Origin of the sequence: Streptomyces sp. A012304, assembly GCF_026008495.1 — a bacterium.
In the GTDB taxonomy this organism is placed as follows: domain Bacteria; phylum Actinomycetota; class Actinomycetes; order Streptomycetales; family Streptomycetaceae; genus Streptomyces.
Map to the genome: position 1 here is coordinate 3,813 of NZ_BQUN01000130.1, position 5,078 is coordinate 8,890.

The following is a 5,078-nucleotide window of genomic DNA, read 5'->3' on the forward strand; positions in this document are numbered from 1 at the left end:
CTCGGGTTGAACGGGATGGCGGACGGCTTGGCCCGCTCCAGTTCGACCGGGAACCTGTCGTTCTTCAGCGGGAAGTTGGCGTTGCCCCAGGTGGCACTGTTCAGCTTGGCCTGGAGATCGACGTTGTCGTTACCGACCGGGAAGCTGTCCCAACTGACCAGCCCCGGCTGGTCCCAGCCACCGTCGGGCCAGGCCTCGGCCTGCTCGCCGTCCTTGGCGAAGCGCATGGAGTGGGTGCCGGCGCCCTCCTTGTGGTAGACGCACTTGACGCGGGACCCGACCCTGGGTACCGAGTTGAACGCCCTGGTCGTGTACTCGCCGTGCGCGGAGGCGGAGACGTAGGAGGGCAGGCTGTCACCCTGCTTCACCCAGACCGCGCAACTCTCCCAGTCGTGGCGGTGTCCGCCCACGACGTTCCCGGGCGAGTTCTGGTCCTTCTCGAAGTACAGGGCGTAGATGATCCCGCACCAGCCGTTGTTGCACTTGACGCGCGAGTACGTGTTGGCCTCGCCGAGGTGGTCGGTGCGGCATCCGCCGGTCACTGAGCCGGTGTCCTGCAGACCACCGTTGAGTGTGCCGTTCCTGTCGATGGCTGCCGCGGGGAAGCAGCTGTTGGAGTCGTAGTCGAAGTACGGCCGGAAGGTCTTCTGGAACGAGGTGGTGCTCTCCGGCAGGGGCTTGAGGATGGCTGCGGACGCGCTGTTCGTCACGCCGACGGTCAGCGCACCCGCGCTGACCGCGACGAGCACGGCCTTGCCGAGACGGGACTTCCTTGTGCTTCTGGGCGCATGGCTCATGCGGGTGTGCTCCGGTTACTTGGTCCGTGGGGGGTTGCCCGGCGCCCGAATGCGGCGCCGTGGGACCGAGATTGGCGAGCGGAGAGTTGTAAAGCACCTCCCTTCCTCACCGTGATCAATTCCGTGCCGTGGATCGTGGTTGTTCAGCGGCACGTTCGTATGGGCGTCATCAACGTCACATCGCTCGTCGGTTCACGGCTGATCAGTCACCGACGTACATTGAGCCTTGCTGAAGATCGTTTTCATCTGCTGCGCGGAAGTAGGTGAATCCTTGGGACGTCCCGAACGACCGTTGGATCCAGAGGCCGGACCCGTACAGCGCTTCGCTCATGAGCTGCGGGAGCTGCGCCGGGCCGCCGGGGGGCCGTCGTACCGGGCCATGGCGGCGCGTGCGGGGTTCTCCGCGACCGCCCTCTCCCAGGCGGCGGGCGGCGAACGGTTACCGTCACTGGCCGTGGTCCAGGGATATGCGCGCGCCTGCGGCGGCGACCCCGGCGCATGGGAGGCCCGCTGGAAGGAGGCCGAGGCCCGGGCCGTCGCGACCTCCGTCGGGGAACCGGGGGACAGGCCGGCGCCGTACCGGGGACTGGCGCGGTTCGAGCCGGATGACCGGGAGTTGTTCTTCGGCCGGGACCGGCTGGCGGACGAGCTCCGGCGGCTGGTGCGCGAGCACCGGTTCGCAGTGCTGTTCGGGGCGTCGGGCAGCGGCAAGTCGTCGCTGCTGCGGGCCGGACTGATCCCGCGCCTGCGGGAGGAGATCGCCGGCCGGAGTCGTCCGGCGGCGCTGAGGGTGTTCACACCGGGCGAGAAACCGGCGCAGACATACGGGCATCTGCTGGTCCCGACAGAGGGCGAACCCGAAACCTGGGTGGTGGTGGACCAGTTCGAAGAGGTTTTCACCCTCTGCCGTGACCCGGACGAGCGGACCCGCTTCCTCGATCTGCTGCTGGCCGCGCGGAGCCCGGACAGCCGGCTGCGGGTGCTGATCGCGGTACGCGCGGACTTCTACACCCGATGCGTCCAACATCCCCGCTTGACTGGGGTGTTGGCGGAGGCGGGACTCCTGGTGGGCCCGATGACGGCGGACGAGCTGCGCGCGGCGGTCGTCAAGCCGGCGCAGTCGGTGGGCCTCCTGGTGGAACGGGAGCTGACCGCACGGATCGTGGACGAGGTCCTCGACCAGCCCGGCGCCCTGCCCATGCTTTCGCACGCCTTGCTGGAGACGTGGCGGCGGCGCAAGGGGCGGATGCTGACGCTGGCCGCATACGAGGCGGCGGGCGGGGTGCGCGGAGCGATCGCAGCCACCGCCGAGGCGTTGTATGGGCAGATGTCGCCCCATCAGGCGCGTCTCGCCCGGCAGTTGCTGCTGCGGCTGGTCGAACCGGGCAAGGAGGGAACCCCGGACACCCGCCGCCCGCTGCCCCGGAGCGAGTTGAAGGAGTGGGCGGACCACGAGGTCCCGGCGGTGGTGGAGCGGTTGGCTCGCGCCCGCCTGCTGACCGTCGACGAGGAGACCGTCGATCTCGCGCACGAAGCGCTGATCAGCTGCTGGCCGCGCTTTCAGGGCTGGATCGAGGAGTGCGGGGAGCGGCTGCGCCAGCATCGGCGACTCACCGAGGCGGCCCGGGCGTGGCTGGAGCACGACTGCGACCCCGGCGCCCTGTACCGGGGCAGCCGGCTGACACGCGCCGAGGAAGTGTTTCCCGACCACGCGAGTGATCGGGAACTGACAGCTGTGGAGCGCGCGTTCCTCGTCGCCGGAATCGAGGCGCGGGAGGCGGAACGGCAGGCAGCGCACCGGGCTCGGCGCCGGGGCCGGACCATGCTCGCCGCGCTTTCGGCCGTCCTGGCCACGGCCCTGGTCGTCGGCATGGTGGCGTGGCAGCAGCACCGGGACAAGACTCGTCAGCACACCGGGAACACGGCTCGACGCATCGCGGCGGTGGCCGACGGACTGCGCGCCACCGACCCCCGGGCGGCGCTGCTCCTGGGCGCGGCGGCCTGGCAGATCGCTCCGCTGCCGGAGACCCGCCGCGCCCTGCTCGGATCCCTTGCCCAGCCCGAATCGGACGCCTTCACCGACCCGGCCCCGGGCTACGACGCACAGCGCTTCCTCGTGAACTCCGGCCGCACGCTGCTCAGCGTCGCGGGCCGAACCTGGCGGACGTGGGACGTCGCCACGCATCGCCGAACCGGTTCGGGCCGACTGCCCCAGGGCAAGGTCCTCGCGGCCGGACCGGACGGCCGTGTGCTCGCCGTCTCCGCGGGCGACGGCGTACGGCTGTGGGACACGACGTCCGGCCGGTGGGCTTCGGCACGTTCCAGCCCGGGACACGACCTCGACATCAGTGTCAGCGGCCGTAGTTACCTGCTGAGTCGGGCGGAGGAGAAGGGGGTGCAGTTACGATCCGTCCCGGACGACAGGCTGCTGTTCGAGACGGAGAACGCGGACCGGGCGAACGTGGCGCCGGGCACGGACGACCGGCTGGTGGCCGTATGCGCGGACGGCAGGGCTCCGCTGGTGTGGGCCACGGCCGAGCGCCGCGCCCTGCCCGGGGCCTGGGAGAAGGCAGGCGGCGGCCTGTGCGATGCCGGCGTCTCGACGACGGTGCTGGCCGGCGGTGGAACCGGCCGCGGTGACGGCCGATTGGCCGTTGTCACGCCGACCGGGCTGCGGATCTGGGACATCGGCTCGGGGAAGCAGGTGGCCGCGCTGGACGACCCCGGCGTCGCGTACGCCTCCTTCAGCCGGGACGGCGACTTCCTGGCGACCGCGGGCCCCGACGAGATCAGGATCTGGCGGCTGTCGGACGCCCCGGCCCTCGTCTTCCGCCACTCCCTGAACAACCAGCACCTCTATGGCGGCCTGGCCTGGGACCCCGGCCCGCCCGTCCTGCGCTATCTCGAAGGCGGCACCGTCCACACCCTTGACCTCACCACGACCGTCACCGCCGCCTGGCGCGACCGTCCCTTCGACGGTGTGCTGCTCAGCCCCGACGGCAGGGTGTTCGCCACCGCCGGACGTGCGGGCAGCCGCTACGTCTTCGAGTTGAGGTCCACCGAGGACGGCCGCCTCATTCAAGCCCTGCCTTTTTCGTCAGCCGCCTCCGATGCCCCCGTCCCGCCCGACCTGACGCACGACGTACTGCCGCTGATGGCGTTCAGCCCCGATGGGGAAGCGTTCGGCTACGGCGTCTCCCTGCCCGGCCCCGGAGCCGCGGCCCAGACGTTCACCGTGTGGGACATGGAAGACGGCCGGCCCCGCGGCTCGGTCGATCTGGCGGCCTCCGGTCCCGGCACGGCGGTGGTCTGCGTCGCACTGTCCCCGGGCGGCCGTGTCCTCTACACCACCCGTGCCCCCGTCGTCGGCGAGTGGACCAGCGAGGCCTGGGACACCTCGAGCGGCCGGAGAACACACTTCGTCCCCGACCCCGACCTGGCCAGCAGCCGCCTGGCGGTCCGCCCCGACGGCCGGCTGATCGTCGGCGACAACCGGGTGAGCCCTCTGCCCAGCGGACCGATCACCGCCCAGGCGCTCGTACAGGGCGAGCGGATCAGCGCCCTCGCGTTCAGCCCCGACGGCCGAAGTCTGGCGGCGGGCGACCGGACCGGGCGGGTCGCCCTGTGGGACGGCGAGCTGCGCCGCCGCACCGGTGTCCTGCGGAACGTCTTCCCGGCGCCCCCCGGCGCCGCGGCGCCCGAAGCGGTCAGTGCCCTCGCCCTCAGCCCCGACGGCCACACCCTCGCCGTCGGCGGCGACGCGGGCACGCTCCAGCTCTGGGACACCGTCACTCAGCAGCCCCTGGGCGGCCCTCTGCCCACCCCCGGCGAGGCCATCGACGCCCTCGCCTTCTCTGCCGACAACGGCACGCTGTACGCAGGCGGGGCCCACGTCCCCCTCCAGCGATACACCGTCGACCCGGAGCGAGCAGTCGCCCAGGTCTGCGCGAAAGTCGGGGGCTCGGAGCTGACCACAGAGGAGTGGCGGACGTACGTACCGGAGGTACCGTACCGAAAGGTGTGCGGGGGCGACCGGCAAACCTTGGCCCAGGCCCGGCTCATCGCCCGCCAGGACACGGTCCTCGCCAGGTCGCCGGTGGCCGGCGACCAGAACCGGCAGTACTTCGTCGACTCCGCCGGCCCGTTGCCGCTACATCACCGAATGGAGACGGTGAAGTACCGCTGGGGCTTGTCCGTCGACGAAGCGGAGAAGGCGGCACTAGGGTCTGTTGCGAAAGTGGATCTTGTTCGTTGATGATCGCCTTTCGTGGGACGTGGGGA

Annotated in this window: 2 protein-coding genes; one reads left to right on the forward strand and one right to left on the reverse strand. The window is 71.0% G+C overall.

All coding sequences use genetic code 11. The features are described 5' to 3' along the window. Positions 1 to 797, reverse strand: a 797-nt coding sequence (locus ALMP_RS32980; RefSeq protein ID WP_264935132.1) for an NPP1 family protein, incomplete at its 3' end; no start/stop codon positions are given. 271 nt (positions 798 to 1,068) lie between these two features. Between ALMP_RS32980 and ALMP_RS32985 the strand changes: the two genes are divergently transcribed. After that, entirely contained in the window at positions 1,069 to 5,052 is a 3,984-nt protein-coding gene (locus ALMP_RS32985; protein WP_264935134.1) for a hypothetical protein, read from the forward strand. Positions 5,053 to 5,078 lie beyond the last annotated feature (26 nt).